This window comes from Roseibium marinum (assembly GCF_002906165.1).
GTDB classification, from domain to species: Bacteria; Pseudomonadota; Alphaproteobacteria; order Rhizobiales; family Stappiaceae; genus Roseibium; species Roseibium marinum.
Genome location: NZ_PPCN01000001.1, coordinates 1420325 through 1437016, shown reverse-complemented (window position 1 = coordinate 1437016; position 16692 = coordinate 1420325). Strand labels below are relative to the sequence as shown.

Here is a 16692-nt window from a genome sequence, read left to right as displayed (position 1 = left end):
CTTACCAGCGGCGTTCGAACCTGCGGCGCAGAATGACCGCAAGAATGTTCATGGTGAGGAGGAACACCAGCAGAACGATGATGCCACCCCAGGCTTTTTCGTAAAACGCGTAGTCCGCACGGGCAGCCCACGTATAAATCTGTGCGGGCATTGCCGAATTCGGTTCGGTAAAGCCGGTAATAAAGCCGTCAGGGTAGCCGCGCGCGACAAAACCGACCATGCCGATCAGCAACAGCGGCGCCGTCTCGCCAAGCGCCTGGGCCAGACCGATGATGGTGCCGGTCAGGATGCCAGGCATGGCCAGTGGCAGCACATGGTGGAAGATCGACTGCATCTTGGAAGCCCCGACCCCGAGCGCCGCGTCGCGAATGCTCGGCGGCACGGCTTTCAGCGAGGCGCGGGTCGATATGATGATCGTCGGAAGGGTCATCAGCGTCAGCACAAGTCCGCCCACCAACGGCGCCGATTGCGGCAGATGCATGAACTGGATGAACACCGCCAGACCCAGAATACCGAAGACGATCGAGGGAACCGCCGCTAGATTGGAAATGTTCACTTCGATCAGGTCCGTGAACCTGTTCTGCGGCGCGAATTCCTCCAGGTAGATCGAGGCCGCGACACCGATCGGCAGCGACAGGAACAGAACCACCAGCATCATGAAGAACGACCCGACGACGGAGGCACCGATGCCCGCGCCGCCCGGATTATCGACACCGGAATCGGCGCCGGTGATGAAGTTCCAGTTGAAGACCGTCTTGATGATGCCTGCCTCGACCAGCGAGTCGACGATGTCGAGGTCCGACTTCTCCAGGAAACGGCTGTCGGTCAGCGTCTCGCGGGTGACACGGCCGTTCGTGTAACCGTCGACCCGCGACGATGCCGCCAGCTCGAATGCCGCCGGCGACCCGAGAGCTCCCGGATTGGCCTTGAAAAATTCCCGGATAGTCCCGCCGGTCTTGCCGACGATACGCTCGATGGCCGCGGCGTCGAACGGGACACTCATGCCGCTTTCCTCGAGCTGACCCTGAAGCGCGCCGATAAAGAACTGCTCATAGGCCTTGGTCTTGAAGAGTTCCTTTTCCGCCGCGTCGTATTGTTCCTGCGTCAAGGTGAACTCGACCTCGACAATCGTGCGGGTGAATGCCGGAATTCCCTCGGAGATGATCGTCGTGGCCAGAACCACGAGGAAAAACAGACCGATAAGAACCGCGCCGATGCCGTAGAACTTGAACCGCTTCTCCGATGCGTTGCGTTTGCGCGTCAGATCGTCGAGCGCGTAGAGCGACTTCGACTTCACCGGTTCCGCGGCCGGTGCCGGGCGTATCTCGGGAGATAGAGTTGTATCAGTCATCAGTCATACTGCTCCCGGTATTTGCGCACGATGTAGAGCGCGACGATATTCAGACCAAGGGTCACGACGAAGAGCGTCATGCCCAGGGCAAAGGCGACCAGCGCAACGGGAGAGGCGAAGTCGGCGTCTCCGGTCAGCTGGCTGACAATCTTTGCGGTGACGGTGGTCATGGCTTCGAAGGGATTGAGACTGAGCCGCGCGGCGGCGCCGGCCCCGAGAACCACAATCATCGTTTCACCGATGGCCCGAGAGGCCGCCAGCAGAATTGCGCCGACGATACCCGGCAGCGCCGCAGGAAGGATGACCAGTTTCACCGTCTCGGACTTGGTTGCTCCCAGTCCGTAAGATCCATCCCGCATGGCTTGCGGCACGGCGTTGATGATGTCGTCGGACAGCGAACTTACGAAGGGGATCAGCATGACCCCCATGACCAGGCCCGCCGTCATGACCGCGGTGCCCGCCTTCATGATCCCCAGGCCGTTGTCGCCGAATGCCGACAGCAGCAGCGGCCCCACGGTCAGAAGGGCAAACAGACCGTAAACAATGGTCGGGATGCCGGCCAGAATTTCAAGCAACGGCTTGGCCACAGCCCGAACCTTCGGACCCGCATATTCGGACAGATACACGGCGGCGAAAAGGCCTATCGGCACCGCAACCGCGAGGGCGACGAAGGAGATGTAGAACGTACCCCACAGAAGCGGGAGAATACCCAGTTCCGACGACCCGCCACGTCCGGAGAAACTCGGCGACCAGGTCAGACCGAAGAAGAAGTCCATCGCCGGATAGAGCCGGAAGAATTCCACCGTGTTGAAGACCAGCGACAGAACGATGCCGAGCGTCGTCAGGACAGCGATCAGGGCGGCACTGAACAGGATGACCCGGATGCCGCGTTCAACGGTGTTGCGCGCCCTGAATTCGGCGTTCGTTTCGCGGATCCCCCACAGTCCCCCGGCTATTGCGGCAAGAAGCACGACAATCGTCATGTAGAGATTGCCGGTTGAAACCATGATCCGGTAGGACTGCGCGGCCCGCATGATAGGCTGCGTGATCTGGGAGGTAACGATTTGCCCGGCCTCCTTGAGGCGGGTGGTGATATCGTTGAAATCGGCACGTGCGTTACGCGCGAAATCATCCGTCATCTGACCGGTTGCGACCGCATTGTCGAGCCCTTCGGCGGCACGGCGCACCTCGGCCATCACCAGTCCGAGGGACGATCCCTCGCCAACGGACCCTTCCGGGATCATGCCGGATATGTTGCTGTGTATGACAAACGGCTGAACCAGCAACCAGAGAACAAGGATCAGGAAAGCCGGCACCGCGGCTTTCATCGCCACGTTTGCCCCGTAGTATGAAGGAAGGGAATGCAGATCGCGCATATCCCCTCCGGCGCTGGCCAAGGCACGCGCGCGCCCAGCAACGTAGCCAACGAACGCGATGGCGAGCACGATCACGACGAGCCAGAACAAGGACATGTGGTCCCCCGAAAGATTTAAAATTACAAAAATGAAAAGGGGCGGCGGGTATTGCCGCCCCCGGATCGAGCCGAAGCCCGATTACTTCATTGTGTCTTCAGCAGCGACGGAAGCCTGGGTCGCGGCCAGTTCAGGATCGGCAACAAGGCCGTACTGAGCCAGCGGGCCGCTCGGGCCAGCGATTTCGTCAGCGATGAAGAACTGGGCGTATTCCTTCAGACCAGGGATCACGCCGATATGCGCCTTCTTGACGTAGAAGAACAGCGGACGGGAAACCGGATACTCACCGGACGCGATGGATTCGGTGTTCGGAGCCACGTCACCCATGGTTGCGACTTTCAGCTTGTCGGTGTTGTTCTCGTAGAACGCCAGACCGAAAACGCCGATACCGTTCGGGTTGGAGTCGATACGTGCCAGGGTTTCGGTGTAGTCGCCGTCGATGTCGGTGGACTTGCCGTCCGCACGAACGTCGATGCAGGCGTCTTCAGCGTCGTCTTCGGACATGCCGCTGTCGAGCATGGCCTGCAGGGTGCCGGTAACTTCACAGCCGACAGCCAGAACCTTTTCTTCGAACACTTCACGCGTGCCGTGCTTGGTGCCCGGAATGAAAGCGGCGATGCCAACATCAGGCAGGTCGGCGTTGAATTCAGCCCAGTTGTTGTACGGGTTGTCAACGAGTTCGCCGTCCTTGAGCACCTTGGAGCCCAGAGCGTTGAAGATATCAGCCGGCTGGAATGCGGTGAAGGCCGGGCCGTCTTTCTGGGACGCGAAGACGATACCATCGTAACCGATGCGGACTTCGATGATGTCCTTCACGCCAGCTTCTGCACAAGCCTTGATTTCCTTATCGCGGATCTTGCGGGAAGCATTCGCTACGTCGATGGTGTTTTCGCCAACACCTTCGCAGAAGCGCTTCAGGCCAGCGGAGGATCCGCCGGACTCAACAACGGGGGTCGGGAATTCGGTGTTTTCACCGAAAGCTTCCGCGACGATGGACGCGTAAGGCAGAACGGTGGAGGAACCAGCGACCTGAACCTGGTCACGGGCCTGAGCCGCACCGACGAATGCAGTGGAAGCAACAGCAACAGCAGTTGCGCTAACGAGGGTCGTAAATTTCACCTGACCACTCCCTTTGAATGTCAAGGTTTATGATGATCACCGGGCATGGGAATGCTCGAGCGATGCCGGGACCGTAGGCCCCATGGATGAGAGTTCTATGACAGTTGCTTTTCAGTTTTATGACAATTTAACGCATTGAAAAATATAAAGAAAATTATCACCTTGACGTTTTTGTGTCGCGACCGGCGTCATTTTGGCGGCAATTTGGACCGTTGCCTCCCGCCATTCGTTTTCCACTCGCGAAGGGCTCCGGTCCAAAGATAATCCATTTACCGACGAAGGAAAAAGACAGGCTGTTCTTGGCCCTGTGGACGAATGGGAGGTGCATTTCGTCCACATGGCCTAGAATTTCAGCGCCTTCAGCACGCTGGCCTCTTGCGCCTGCCGCCGGCGCGCATCCGCTGTGAGCGGAATAAGCCCCTTGCCGGCGAGATAGCCGTCGTCCCCCCAGGCGTCTTCGCTGGTGAAGGCGGCGACATATTCTTCCAGCCCGGGGACGACACCGACATGCTCCTTCTTGATGTAGAAAAAGAGCGGCCGGGAGACCGGGTATTCGCCGGAGGCTATCCTGTCAAAATCCGGCTCGACGCCATTTACGCCAACACTTTGAATTTTATCCAGATTTCCCATGAGGAACGAATAGCCGAAAATGCCCACATTCACAGGGTTGGCTTCAAGTTCCGCCACGATCAGGTCGTCGTTTTCCCCGGCCTCGACAAAGCTGCCGTCGCGCCGCATCCGGGTGCACGCACTCCCGTCCAGTCCGGCGGCCGATTTGCAGCCTCTTTCCATTACAAGTTCGACAAAGGCATCCCGCGTGCCGGACGTCGGCGGCGGTCCGAGTACCTCGATCTTTTCCGCCGGCAAGGACGGGTCGATGTCGGACCAGGAGGCGTTCGGATTGTCCCGGACCGTTCCGTCTCCGGGCAGTTTTTCAGCAAGCGCCTGAAAAATCTGGTCGATCGTCAGACTGAATTTCGGACCGCGGATGGAATTGGCCAGTACGATCCCATCATAGCCGATCCTGACTTCGACCGGTGTCACGCCGTTCGCGTTGCAGGTCTCCAGCTCCGACGGTTTCATGCGCCGCGACGCGTTGGTGATATCGGGAGTGTCTTCGCCCACGCCCTGACAGAAAATCCCAAACCCGGCGCCGCTCCCGGTCGATTCGACGATGGGATATTTCATCCCTTCATGTCCGACCTTTTCCGCCACAGCGGTCGCAAAGGGATAAACCGTGGAGGACCCGACGATCAGAAGACGGTCCCGCGCCTCCGCCGAAAACGAAAAGAAATAAAAGGCGCAACAGACCACAGCTCCGGCGGTGAAATTCCTTGCCACGAGAGAACCCCTTTAAAAAGCAGCCCGTTCCCGGAACGCGGGACAAGCTCCTTTGCGGCACACCACCCGGCGTTTGCGGAGCCAAAATCCGATCCTGCCCGGACCCGGCAGCCGACCGGCCCAAATGCAAGACTGCTCCGGAAAACATGCAGAAGCATGCCCGACGGGCACCTGTTATCAGCCTCCGATCTCAGAAATACGACACCGACAAATTTTACAATCCGGCCGGGGCTGGATTTTCCGCTCTCATTGTGAACCCGTGTCCTACACCTATGAGTCTGTGGACATTTAAGATTCACAGACTCTAGGCCCTTTCGGGAACACCCTCGCTGTTTTCAAGCGACGGCAGTTTCACCTTGAAGGTCGCGCCCTTGCCCGGCTCGCTCTCGATGTCCAGCCGTCCCCTGTGGCGGGTGAGGATATGCTTGACGATAGCAAGGCCCAGCCCCGTCCCTTTCAAGGCCCGGCTGGATTCGACATCGATGCGGTAGAACCGCTCCGTAAGGCGCGGAAGATGCTCCGGTGAAATGCCCTCGCCGTAATCGCTGACGGACAAGAGCCAGGATGGCGCACTGTCAGGTTCGCCCTGCTCTTCCAGGCTCACATCCACATATTTACCGGCGCTGCCGTATTTCAACGCGTTCTCAATCAGGTTTTCAATCACCTGAATGAGTTCGTCGCGGTCGCCCTTCACCCTGACGGGTTTTTCCGGCACGCGGATGCGGATCTCGACGTTCAGGTCCACCGCAAGCGGGGTCAGCGCATCCTTGGTATGGCGGACGATCTCGGATAAATCCACGACGCTTGCCGGCTGGACATGGGCCTTGAGCTCGATCCGGGAGAGCGACAGGATATCGTCGATCAGCCGCCGCATGCGGCCGGCCTGGTCCAGCATGATCGCCAGAAACCGGTCCTGTGCCTCCGGGTCGTTGCGGGCCGGTCCCTGAATTGTTTCGATGAAGCCGGTCAGGGAGGCCAGAGGCGTGCGCAACTCATGGCTGGCGTTGGCGACGAAGTCCGTTCGCATGCGCTCGAGCCGGCGGTTCTCCGTCAGATCCTGAATAACGACCAGAATGAAATCCGGGCGACTGTGGATCCGTTCCTGAGAACCGGTGCCCGGCATGTAGATCGGTGCGATGTGCGCCTCGTACCAGGTTTCGGTCGGGACCTTCTCGATCCAGCTAATCCGTTCCGTTCCACCCGTGCTGCAGACGCGGTCAAAGGCTTCCAGCAAGGACGGCGCGCGCAAGGAAAAGGACAGCGGATCGCCCGGTTTCACACCGCTGTAAATTGCCTGCGCCTGTGCATTGACATAGCGGGTTATTCCGCGGCCATCGGCCACAAAGCAAGGGGTCGGCAGGGCGTCAACGGTCACTTTCATACCGGTTCCCGGCCACATCCTGCGGATTTCCCGCTGCGCGTTCAGCTTGACCCTGCGACTGGAGGACCGCCGCGGCACCAGCGCCGCGACCGCGGTCAGGGCGGCAACCCCCGCGGCCGCGGACAAAACCGGAACATCAAAAGCAATCACGGCATAACAGGCGGTGCAGAACGCAGTCACAAGTATCCACCGTGCCTCGCCTATCCGCGTGAGCGGCGATGCTGTGGCCTGTGGCTCGGAATTTTCCTCAAATGACGATGGGGGTACTGTCATGGATACGTAGAGTGATTTCCTGCCAGAAATTTTCGCCTCGAAGGGAGATACTATTTCGACGTCTCAGTAAATGCGCAAGACCGGAAACAAAGAATCGGGGCGTCGATGGATTCCTCGACTAACACAGGAAGCATGTCATTCAAGCGACAGAGCAGCCCCAAAATTTCCGTAGCGGACATGGGGACTTCCCGGATATCAGAACCAGAGCGTCTAACGCCGGCCGGTGGCCCGGGCCGCTTCCCGCAAATTTCCGATGATGCGTGGCCAGCCGTCGGGCCGACCCATCAAGTTCAGATACTCCGCGCCGTTCTCGCCATGCCGCAAAAATTCGTTGTGAACGATTTCAAGCCGTGTCGAATCCCCGGCGACCCGGAAGTTGACCATCACCCGGCTTGCCGCGGCGGGATCGGCGATTTCCCTGCCGTCCAGAGAGACCTGCCAGGCCAGACGCACATAGAGGGGATCTTCGATCGAAAGCACCGTTCCCCAGATCCGGCGATGGCCTTTACTGTCGATCTCATAGCAGCTGCCGCCGGCGAACGGCTCGATTTCCGCGTCGATTTCCCCAGGGTCCGGCACGTCGAAGGGAGAGGCCCACCACAGACCCGGCCGATCGACAAACAGCGAAAACGCCTGTTCGCGCGGCAGGTTCAGCAAGCCCTCAAACCGGCATTCAGTTTCTTCCGCCATAGCATTCCGCCAAAATGAATCAGATCAGGTTCAACCGGCACTTTCCCATAGAAGGAGTCCGGTTGGCAAAGCCGGGCTTCCCTACCCGATTCCAAAGTCATATACATGACGTATATTAGGGTACGGACCGCAGGCGATAGGGCGGACCACGGAGGGGGCCTGCCGGACACCACTGACGGATTGGCCATTGCCTTCCACATCAAACAGTCCCACCTTCCGCCGGTCACTTCCCTGTACTTCGCGGCGCAAACAGACATGAGACACGATCGAGACTTCGACCCTAATTATGGCATTGCCGTCGAAATCCTGCCGGGTGTGCGCCGGCTGACGGCGAAAAACTCCGGGCCATTCACGTTTTTCGGAACCAATACCTATCTGCTCGGCACCAGCCGGCTTGCCGTCGTCGACCCCGGTCCTGCCGACGAAGCTCATGTCGAGACCATATTGAAGGCGGCGTCGGGAGCTTCTGTTGAGGCCATAGTGGTGAGCCACACCCATGTCGACCATTCGCCCGCGGCCCGCCTGCTCAAGGAAAAAACCGGTGCGCCGATCATCGGCTGCGGCATTCACAAAGCCGCGCGCGAACTCATGGAAAATGAGATCAATCCGCTCGACGCAAGCGGCGACAGGGAATATGCGCCGGACCGGCAGCTTCACGAAGGCGACGTCTTAAGCGCCGCGGGCATGTCGCTTCAGACCATCGAGACCCCGGGCCATACGGCCAATCACCTGTGCTTTGCCCTTGCCGAAGAAAACCTCCTGTTGTCCGCCGACCACGTCATGGGCTGGTCAACCTCGATCGTCGCCCCACCCGATGGCAGCATGCGAGACTACATGGACTCGATCGACAAACTCCTGAACCGGGAGGAACAGATCTACCTGCCCGGACATGGCGGCGTCATCCACGACGCGCTTTCCTATGTCGGAGACCTGAAGCAGCACCGGCTGAACAGGGAAGCCTCGGTCCTGCGGGAGCTTGCGGAGACGCCGCTCACAATTCCGCAGATCGTCGTCAGGCTCTATGCGGACGTGGATCCCGCTCTGCACCGGGCAGCCGGACTGTCGGTCTTCGCCCATCTGGAGGATCTTGCCGGCCGGGGTCTGGTTTCAGCCTCGCCCGCTCTGTCGCTGACGGCAACTTTCACTCTGCGAACGTCCTGATGCGATAGAACAGCCTGCCGTTCACCCTTCGAGATCGGTCACGCCCAGATCATCGGCCACAGGTTCGTCCTCTTCTTCAAAATACGGCTTGAAGCCCGGAACCGGCGCCGTCTCGCGAGGCTCCTCCAGAGGTTCGGGCTGAAGGTCTTCCCGCGGCAGGCCGTCTTCTTCGACGGACAGCCGCGCAAGGTCGCCATATGTCTCGAGCAGCACCCGGTCGATTTCCGCAAAAACAGCGCGGATATGGTCCGGATTGCCGGCAAGGTCCCTGAGTGGGGTTCGCGATCTTGCGCGCACATCCAACAGTGCGCCAACCCGATCGGGCCGAATTCGCAAGGTCACGTCATGTTTCAACCCCAGTATCCGCGAAGTGCCTTCCGCCTGAAGCCGGGTGGGTGCATCCAGAAGATCGGGCGGCAACTCATCGACAACCGTCCAGTTCAAGGCCTCGAACGCCTTCGCGCCGGCCGCATGAAGCTGGGCGGGTGCGATCCTGTATCTGCGTGACACGATATCGCGATAGAGCGTGTCCTGTGCGGAGCTTGCAACAGAGCCGGCGGTGGAACCCTTTGACAGCACCGGCCAGACATGTTCCAGCGCCATCGCGTTCATCCAGACGAGAAAAGGCTGCTCCTCGGACACCGCCTGCAGTTTCAGATAAGGCGGTTCATCGCGGTCCGTGGACAGATCAATCGTGCCCGGACGGTTGACCAGCAACCCCAGAACCAGAGCGGAGGGAACAAGCGCCAGGCCACCAAAGAAAAAGCCCCACAACGCCGCCGGGATGCCCGGTCCGCCATAAGTCCAGATGCGGTAAAGCGCGGATATGGCCAGGCCGAGTGACAACAGCGCCACCGCCGCCGCGGCAATGAGGGACAGGACAAAGACGTCCGCGTCGATCACACCGAACCGTTGGGCCAGCAGGGCCGTAGCCGCCACTGCCAGCCCGACAGCGCCGCTTGTCCGGCTGACGGGTGCCGAGGCTGACTTGTAGGCGGCGTAGCGCTTCATCTCTGTCCCACTTGAATGGCCCGCGATCGTACGATGATACCGGCGTAACGATTGTTTCTTAATTTACAGGCGAATTGTCAAAATGAACTTCATTTCCACAGCCTGTTTCTCAAAATTTTAATGCCGCGGATTACAGATTTGAAGCAACACCGGCTGGAAAGATGTCAGGCGCATTTTTTGCATATACGTACAAAGTCACCCTCCAGGGAACCGGTTGTGATCCCGACTATTCTGCGATCCTGTCAGAAATCCTGATCTGAAGATAACCGGTAAAGAATTACTTACGGAAAACGTTCAAATTCCTGTCGATATCGTTACATCCTGTTATTGTTTTTGACTGGCCGGGCTTCAGCAAGAGGCGCATAGTTAGCCATCCAAGTAAGAAAAAGGCCGTGCGGACGACCAGTCCGCCCTTCGAATGCCTTATTTGGATAAGACATGCACATGTGCCCGCAAGATCCCCGTCAGAAAGCACCAGAATGCGGGTACGGAAAAACGGACCAGAGAAAATGTCTGAAAAAACAGCCCAGCCGACCGCTAAAGCCCAGGATGGCGCAAAGCTGATCAACTACTACAAGCCCGTCGGCATTGCCGCGCTCACCGCAGCAGCGCTTTGCTGCAAGAGTCCGGCCGTCAAAAAAGGCAAGTAGGCCGCCTCGGGCCTGCCGTCTTCGCCTGTTTTCTCCGGCTCGGTACGGACGGTTGCCGTAACCTGGACTGTTGGGCAAACTGCCGCTGATTGCGACACCGCATGTGTCGCTGCGGAGATTTGCCCCGATGATCATTGCCTATTGCCCCTCTGTCAAAGGCCTGGAGCGTATCGAACTCGCTCCCGGCGCACCGCTGCCGACCACCTCCGTGTGGATCGATCTCGTTTCTCCAACGCAGGAGGAACAGAAAGCAGCCGAGAAACTCATGGGCGCGGAAATTCCAACGCGCGACGAAATTGCTTCGATCGAAACGTCCGAACGGCTCTATGTCGAACCGGGCGCGGTGGTGATGACGGCGCAATTGCCGATTTCGACGCGGACCATCGATCCGGCGGTTTCCTCCGTCACATTCGTCCTCAACGCGAAAAGACTTGTCACAGTCCGCTATGGCGAACCGAAATCCATTGCGATCGTGTCCAGGAAGGTTCAATCCGACCCGACCATCGCACATGTGGGGCCGGCCGTTTTTTTCGCCATGCTGGAAGTCATCGTCGACCGCTGCGCCGACGAAATGGAATCCGCTTCCCGAGAGTTTGACGAACTTTCCGTCGAAGTCTTCGAGGTCGGTCTCAACACCCGCAAGACCGACAGCTATCAGGTCGCCATCAAGCGCGTCGGGCGGATCGGCCTTCATGTCGCAAAGATGCACGATGTCTGCGCCAGTCTGTCACGGGCGCTGCTTTTCCTGAGCACGCATTCAAAACGGCTCGGCCTGTCGGAGGAGCAATCCTCCGACTGCAAAATGCACGGCCGGGACATTCACTCCATCAAGGAACACGGCGACGCGCTGGACAGCAAACTGAACTTCCTGCTCGATGCCACAGTCGGTCTGGTGACACTCGAGCAGAACCAGATCGCGAAGATTTTCACGGTGCTGGGGCTGATTTTCCTGCCCCCCACGCTGATTGCCTCAATCTACGGGATGAACTTCGCAAACATGCCGGAACTGCACTGGGAAAAGGGGTTCCTGTTCTCCATCGGCCTCATGTTTGTCTCCGTCGTCGTGACCTTCGTGTTTTTCCGCTGGAAACGGCTGCTTTAAAGCTTCCGCGTTTCAGGTCAAGGATACAGCCGTTCGCTGGCCCATGGCTGACCGGGCGCGGCGCGGGTGAACAGGACGCGGTCATGCAGGCGGAACGGCCGGTCGTGCCAGAATTCGATCGAGGTCGGGGCAAGGCGCATACCGGACCAGTGCTCCGGTCTCGCAATCTCGCCGACACCGAATTTCGCGGTATATCTGGCGACTTCCTTTTCCAGCGCGAAACGGCTTTCGAGTGGCCGGGACTGTTTCGATGCCCAGGCGCCGATGCGGCTGCCGCGCGGCCGGGAGCGGTAATATTCGTCGGCTTCCTGGGCGGAAACCTCCGACACCGGTCCGCGGATGCGGACCTGACGGCGCAGGGACTTCCAGTGAAAACACATGGCCGCCTTGCCGGCGAAAAGAAGCTCCCGCCCCTTGGCGCTTTCGAAATTGGTGTAAAACACAAACCCGCGCTCATCGAACTCCTTCAGCAGGACCATGCGCACGTTCGGCAGGCCCGTCTCGTCGACGGTGGCCAGGGACAGCGCGTTCGGATCGTTCTGCTCCGAATTCCTTGCGTCCTCAAACCATTCACCAAAAAGATCGAATGGATTCTTGACCTCCGTGAAGTCACCTTTTGTTAACTCTTCGCGAGGATGTTTGAGATCTGTCATTTGTAACCTGTCGAGGGACGTGGCGGCCTCAATCACGGCAAGGATAAGCCGGGCCCGGGAGCTGTCTGAAGATGTATCGTATGCGTTCATATACTGCCGGCAACATCAAGATCCAACTTTTTGTGGCGGTTCTTCTGACCCTTGGCCCGACGCTTGGCGGCTGCAGCATGGTCTCCATGCCGATGGGCAGCAACAACGTCGATACTCCCACCCTGCTGACGGGCTCGATCGCGTCTTCCTCGGATGTCGCCTATGCCGACATCAATAACGACGACCGCCAGATCATTGCCGAAAACCTGGATGCCATCGGGCCGGAACTGGCGGCGGGCAGCACCGCGGAAGACCTCACCCTGCCCTGGCTGAATGCCATCAGCGGGAATTCCGGAACCTTGTCGAAGCTCGACACGGCCACCCTTGGCGAGACCGGCTGCCTCTCCTTTGAGACCACGGCGAACACGATTGCCGGGATCAAGCTTTATTCCGGCACCGCCTGCCGCGACGTGGTTCAGAAGTTCGCCGTCACGACGCTTTCTGTCGCAGACGCTTGAACCGGCTGGAAAACCCGCTAAAAACATGCTGTCCTTTAACTTGGGAATAAGAATCTGGATTTTTTCCGGTTTCATCCCGATATAAAGAACATGTCCTGTCAGGCCTGACCTCGGACAATCGCGCGCTTCGGAAGATAGTATCTTTCCGCAGCGTGTCGGCGCGAGGCGGCCGACCGGAAAATCTTGGAAACCTGGTGAGACGAATGCGTGATCCCTACAGCGTTCTCGGGGTGGCAAAATCCGCCAGCGAGAGCGACATCAAGAAGGCCTTCAGAAAACTGGCCAAAAAATACCACCCGGATCAGAACAAGGACGATCCGGGGGCGCAGCAGAATTTTGCCGAAGCCAACCAGGCCTACGAAATCATCGGCGACAAGGAAAAGCGCGCCCAGTTCGACCGCGGCGAGATCGACGCGGAAGGCAAGCAGCGCTTCCAGACGCATGGTTTTGACGGCTTCGAGGGCGCCAGCGCGCCGGGCGGAACGCGTGGCTTCAAGTCCTCCGCCGGCGGCGGCAGTTTCGACGATATCCTGAACGACATCTTCGGCGGCTTCGGCGGCGGACGGGCGCGCCCCGGTCCGGGCGCGGGGGCAGGTCCTGGTGCAGGCGCCGGGTTCGCCGGCGCACGCGCCAAGGCCCCTCCGAAAACCAAGGGCAGGAACGCGGAGATCGTCGCCCGCGTATCGCTGGAAGACCTGGTGAACTCCGGCAAGACGCAGGTGACGCTGCCAAGCGGCAAGACCGTCAACGTCACCCTGCCCAAGGGGGTGGAGGAAGGCGAAAAGATCCGGTTGAAAGGCCAGGGCCTTCCCGGCGAGAATGGCGGTCCGGCCGGGGATGTGATGGTCGAAATCCGCTTCCGCTCGCACAAGCTGTTTGAAGTGAAAGGCTCGGACCTGCATCTGGACCTGCCGCTCACGCTGTATGAGGCCGTGCTCGGCGCCAAGGTCAGGACGCCGACGCTTTCCGGGGCGGTCAACCTGACAATCCCGGCCAATTCCTCCAGCGGCAAGATCATGCGGCTGAAAGGCAAGGGCCTGCCGACCAAGACCGGCGGCCATGGCGATCTTCTGGTCAAGCTGCAGATTACCATGCCGCCCAACAGCGACGACGAGCTGGAAACGCTGATGAAGGCCTGGAAGGAAATCACCCCCTACCGCGCCCGCGGGCCGGAGTTCGACTGACAGGCCTTTCGCGGTCCAACACACTTGCCGCCCCGGCCTTGAGCCGGGGCCTGAAGCAAAGGGGGTGGTGGTCCCGGATCGGGTCCGGGACGGCCTTGAACATATGGAACAGCACTGGGCTATTCCGGGTTATACTCACTCTTTGCGGCAACTGAAAATACCGCCTCCCTGCCTGCCCGTTCTGGAGTGAGTCCACCCTGTGATGCAGCGGATGTCTTGCCGGCATCACCGTAATTCCGTCCATTCTGAACGGTGAATCGGAAAGACGGTGTCACCGGTATGCCGCTCGTTTTTTGAGGTTTTCATCTTTTCAATTAATATAACTTGTTATATATCTAGTTATGTTGATGGAGACTCACATGGTTGAAGATGTCGTCCGCACGCTCGGCTATGCCACGCTCGGCAGCCGGTTGAAGCGGATCGGGGAAAAGCTGCAGGCGCAGACGCAGGAGTTGACGGAAGGTCTGGCGGGCACCGATCTGCCGGTGCCGCACAACCCGGTGCTGGCGGCGCTGGACCTCCACGGCCCGCTGAGCATCGGCGATCTGACGAAAGCGCTGGGGCAGAGCCAGCCGGGTGTGACGCGGATGGTCAACAGGATGAAATCGGACGGCCTCGTCGAAGCGCGGTCCGACGACAAGGACGGACGTGTCAGCCGGATCTCGCTGACGCAGGAGGGCGAACGGCTGGTTGCGCATCTGAAGGCGACCCTCTGGCCCGCTGCCTTTCTGGCCGTGCAGGAAGCCTGCGCGGGGCTCGAAGGGCCGTTGCTGGATCAGCTTGCCCAGTTGGAAGACGCGCTTTCGGAAAAACCCCTGATCCGGCGCAAACCGGTCGCGCCCCTGCCCCATTGGAGCAGTTTCAGCCCGTCAGAGGAGGAAAACCGATGATCAAGCCCATCCGGCACCAGGGCGATCGCATTTACCCGCGAAGTTGCCGCAAATACTGGTGTCACCCCGGGCGAGCGGAGCAAGACCCGGGGCCTACTCGTTTCCAGAGAGCAGGCGGATTGAATAAACTCGACCGGGAAAAATTCAACCACTTCAACAAACTGGACTGCGAGTAGGCCCCGGCTCTGCGCTTCGCTTGTCCGGGGAACCACCGGGAGAGAGTGTATCCTGCACAGCCAATCAACTGTCGTGTCCGGGCATATGCGATAGCCCTGCATCCGGCACGGCCAGGCCACATCGGAAAATGCCGAGACCCGTCGTCAAACTCGGGCCAGCAGAGGGGGGCGCGGCATTATGCAGTTCGAACATGAGTATTCCTAAGGGTAAAGAGCAAATGACACAGACTTTCAACCGCACCGTCTGGTCCGCGCTGACGACACGGCAGAGCGCTTTTTCGCGCGGCGGCGACCTGGCCAAGAGATTTGATCCCGCCGTCTCTCCCTTCGCGGCCGCCAAAGACAATTCCCGTCCGGCGCTTGAGGCGCTGGCGGACCTGATCGACCCCGGGGAGGATCGTGTTTATCTGCTGCAGGCCGAGGACATCGCCCTGCCCGACGCGCTGGAAGCGGAGGTGACGGCGCTTGGTGTCCTGATGACCGAGCGGCGCGCCGGACCGGATGCAGGGGTAGATGCCGGCATTATCGCTCTGACCGCGAGCGATATTTCCGAGATGGTTGCCCTTGCGGAGCTGACCAAGCCCGGCCCCTTCACCGCCCGGACGCCCGAACTCGGGCGGTTCTGGGGCGTGAAGCACGATGGACGGCTGGCGGCCATGGCCGGGACCCGATTGAATGTGACCGGTTTCACCGAGGTCAGCGGCATCTGCACGCATCCGGATTTTCGTGGACGCGGCCTCGCCTCCACTCTTTCCCGCCATGTTGCCGATGAAATCCGGGCGCGCGGCGATACGCCCTTTCTGCATGCCTATGCGGATAATCACGGCGCGATCGCGCTTTACCGCAAACTCGGCTTTGAAATCCTCAGCGAGGTGAATGTCGCGGTGGTGCGGCGCAGGCGATAGGTCTTCTCGTTTCCTGAAGATTTCTTACGGCTGCGGCTTGACGTCAAACCCGCACCAGATGGTGCCTCTGGACCCGCCGCTCCGGTCCTCTAGAACCGGTTTGAAACCTCTGGCGGTCCAGAACTTCAGTCCGCCCTGGTTCACGGCGCTCACACCCGCATGAACCGCGGTGACGCCTTCGGCCTCCGCCGCCGCGAGCCAGGCCCGCAGAAGGCGTGAACCGATGCCCCTGCCCTGGGCGCGGGGATGCAGATTCATATGGATATGCGCGGGATAGAGGCGCACGATCTCGTCCGGCACCGGTTTTGGGTGGTGGATCGTCCAGCAACGGATCTCATCGGGCGACCAATCGGACCGGTCCCCTTCCGGCTCGGGATATTTCTCACGCAGACCCGGCCACCAGTCCGCCTCCAGCCGGCGTTCGAAATCACGGGTATCGGCGGCTCCGACCGCATATCCGGCAACGCCTTGCGGATCTTCCGCGACGACGGCAATCGCCCCCTCCAGCGCAACATAGGGCGCTGCGTAAAGCGCACCGATCAGGCCAGGATCTTCGTAAAGGGACGTGGCGTCCTTGCCGGCATCCCCGGTCAACAGACAGATGGCATTGACCGCGTCCAGATCGCGGGGCTGCGCCGGACGTACCGCTACGACGTCATTCATGGTCTCTTGTTTCCTTTCCAGCACTGCGCCGGGCATACAGGAAGCTGTCAATCGCGGACCGGATCGACATGTCCGCTCCGACCGCGATCCAACACCCGCATTTTGAGGTGGCGCCTGTGTCA

General features: G+C 59.8%; 16 protein-coding genes. 7 read left to right on the top strand and 9 right to left on the bottom strand.

What is annotated here, in order from left to right:
- Window position 1: 1 nt before the first annotated feature.
- The 6 genes from pstA to CLV41_RS06640 form a co-directional block, all read right to left on the bottom strand.
- Window positions 2-1351, bottom strand: a complete 1350-nt coding sequence (gene pstA / locus CLV41_RS06665; RefSeq protein WP_103221381.1) for a phosphate ABC transporter permease PstA — start codon at window positions 1349-1351, stop codon at window positions 2-4.
- The gene (gene pstC, locus CLV41_RS06660; protein ID WP_103221380.1) at window positions 1351-2823 is read right to left on the bottom strand and encodes a phosphate ABC transporter permease subunit PstC; all 1473 of its coding nucleotides are present in this window, start codon (window positions 2821-2823) and stop codon (window positions 1351-1353) included. The genes pstA and pstC overlap by 1 nt, the downstream gene beginning before the upstream one ends.
- 81 nt (window positions 2824-2904) lie before the next feature.
- Window positions 2905-3942, bottom strand: a complete 1038-nt coding sequence (locus CLV41_RS06655; RefSeq protein WP_103221379.1) for a substrate-binding domain-containing protein — start codon at window positions 3940-3942, stop codon at window positions 2905-2907.
- 342 nt (window positions 3943-4284) lie between these two features.
- On the bottom strand, window positions 4285-5283 hold the full coding sequence (locus CLV41_RS06650) for a substrate-binding domain-containing protein (protein ID WP_170107122.1): 999 nt from the start codon (window positions 5281-5283) through the stop codon (window positions 4285-4287).
- A 304-nt stretch (window positions 5284-5587) separates the two neighbouring features.
- On the bottom strand, window positions 5588-6937 hold the full coding sequence (locus tag CLV41_RS06645; protein WP_103221378.1) for an ATP-binding protein: 1350 nt from the start codon (window positions 6935-6937) through the stop codon (window positions 5588-5590).
- Between the two features lie 210 nt (window positions 6938-7147).
- Window positions 7148-7627, bottom strand: coding sequence for an SRPBCC family protein (locus CLV41_RS06640; RefSeq protein WP_103221377.1), 480 nt, complete (start codon window positions 7625-7627; stop codon window positions 7148-7150).
- Between the two features lie 255 nt (window positions 7628-7882).
- On the opposite strand from CLV41_RS06640, the gene CLV41_RS06635 reads away from it, so the two are divergent.
- Window positions 7883-8788 carry an MBL fold metallo-hydrolase gene (locus CLV41_RS06635; protein WP_103221600.1) on the top strand — a complete coding sequence of 302 codons (906 nt, stop codon included), beginning with the start codon at window positions 7883-7885 and terminating at the stop codon, window positions 8786-8788.
- 21 nt (window positions 8789-8809) lie between these two features.
- Here CLV41_RS06635 and CLV41_RS06630 read toward each other — a convergent pair whose 3' ends face one another.
- Window positions 8810-9799 carry a DUF1499 domain-containing protein gene (locus CLV41_RS06630; RefSeq protein WP_103221376.1) on the bottom strand — a complete coding sequence of 330 codons (990 nt, stop codon included), beginning with the start codon at window positions 9797-9799 and terminating at the stop codon, window positions 8810-8812.
- Between the two features lie 509 nt (window positions 9800-10308).
- Between CLV41_RS06630 and CLV41_RS27725 the strand changes: the two genes are divergently transcribed.
- Complete coding sequence (locus tag CLV41_RS27725; RefSeq protein ID WP_170107121.1) at window positions 10309-10449, top strand: hypothetical protein; 141 nt, start codon at window positions 10309-10311, stop codon at window positions 10447-10449.
- A gap of 127 nt (window positions 10450-10576) precedes the next feature.
- On the top strand, window positions 10577-11551 hold the full coding sequence (locus tag CLV41_RS06625) for a CorA family divalent cation transporter (protein ID WP_103221599.1): 975 nt from the start codon (window positions 10577-10579) through the stop codon (window positions 11549-11551).
- 17 nt (window positions 11552-11568) lie between these two features.
- Here CLV41_RS06625 and pdxH read toward each other — a convergent pair whose 3' ends face one another.
- Window positions 11569-12204, bottom strand: coding sequence for a pyridoxamine 5'-phosphate oxidase (gene pdxH, locus CLV41_RS06620; protein ID WP_103221375.1), 636 nt, complete (start codon window positions 12202-12204; stop codon window positions 11569-11571).
- 80 nt (window positions 12205-12284) lie between these two features.
- On the opposite strand from pdxH, the gene CLV41_RS06615 reads away from it, so the two are divergent.
- From CLV41_RS06615 to CLV41_RS06595, 4 genes are all read left to right on the top strand, one after another.
- Entirely contained in the window at window positions 12285-12752 is a 468-nt protein-coding gene (locus CLV41_RS06615) for an RT0821/Lpp0805 family surface protein (RefSeq protein WP_208987305.1), read from the top strand.
- A gap of 203 nt (window positions 12753-12955) precedes the next feature.
- Window positions 12956-13936, top strand: a complete 981-nt coding sequence (locus CLV41_RS06610) for a DnaJ C-terminal domain-containing protein (protein ID WP_103221374.1) — start codon at window positions 12956-12958, stop codon at window positions 13934-13936.
- Between the two features lie 359 nt (window positions 13937-14295).
- Window positions 14296-14826: a MarR family winged helix-turn-helix transcriptional regulator gene (locus CLV41_RS06605; protein WP_103221373.1), complete on the top strand. Its 531-nt coding sequence runs from the start codon at window positions 14296-14298 to the stop codon at window positions 14824-14826.
- A 394-nt stretch (window positions 14827-15220) separates the two neighbouring features.
- Entirely contained in the window at window positions 15221-15907 is a 687-nt protein-coding gene (locus CLV41_RS06595) for a GNAT family N-acetyltransferase (RefSeq protein ID WP_103221371.1), read from the top strand.
- Between the two features lie 24 nt (window positions 15908-15931).
- Here the strand turns inward: CLV41_RS06595 and CLV41_RS06590 are convergent, their stop codons facing one another.
- A complete protein-coding gene (locus tag CLV41_RS06590) occupies window positions 15932-16570 on the bottom strand; it encodes a GNAT family N-acetyltransferase (protein ID WP_103221370.1) in 639 nt (212 codons plus the stop codon).
- Window positions 16571-16692: the final 122 nt, after the last annotated feature.